This window comes from Mycobacterium sp. UM_11 (assembly GCF_001414075.1).
Lineage (GTDB): Bacteria > Actinomycetota > Actinomycetes > Mycobacteriales > Mycobacteriaceae > Mycobacterium.
The window spans coordinates 1-380 of the sequence record NZ_LATC01000251.1; the positions used below are offsets into that span (position 1 = coordinate 1).

Here is a 380-nt window from a genome sequence, read left to right on the forward strand (position 1 = left end):
TCGAGTTTGCCGTTGACCGTCAACGGAATCGCGTCCACGACGACCACCGCGGCGGGCACCATGTAGGCCGGCAACCGCTCGGCCAGCGCGGCGCGAACGCCGGCCGGATCGGCCGTCCCCGTCACGTACGCCACCAGCCGCTCCTCGCGGACGATCATCGCCGCCTGCTCGACGCCCGCCAAACCCGTCAGCGCCGCATGGATTTCGCCGAGCTCGATGCGATACCCGCGGACCTTGACCTGGTCGTCGGCGCGCCCGAGATAGCGCAGCTGCCCGTCGGCGCCCCACCGGACCAGGTCCCCGGTGCGATACATGCGCGCCCCGAACCCGCCGAACGGGCACGCCACGAACCGCGACGCCGTCAGCCCGGACCGGCCCAC

General features: G+C 72.6%; 1 protein-coding gene. It reads right to left on the minus strand.

The window, feature by feature from the left end; genetic code table 11:
* A partial coding sequence (locus WU80_RS24880; protein ID WP_156349789.1) for an AMP-binding protein occupies window positions 1–380 on the minus strand: 380 nt, incomplete at both ends.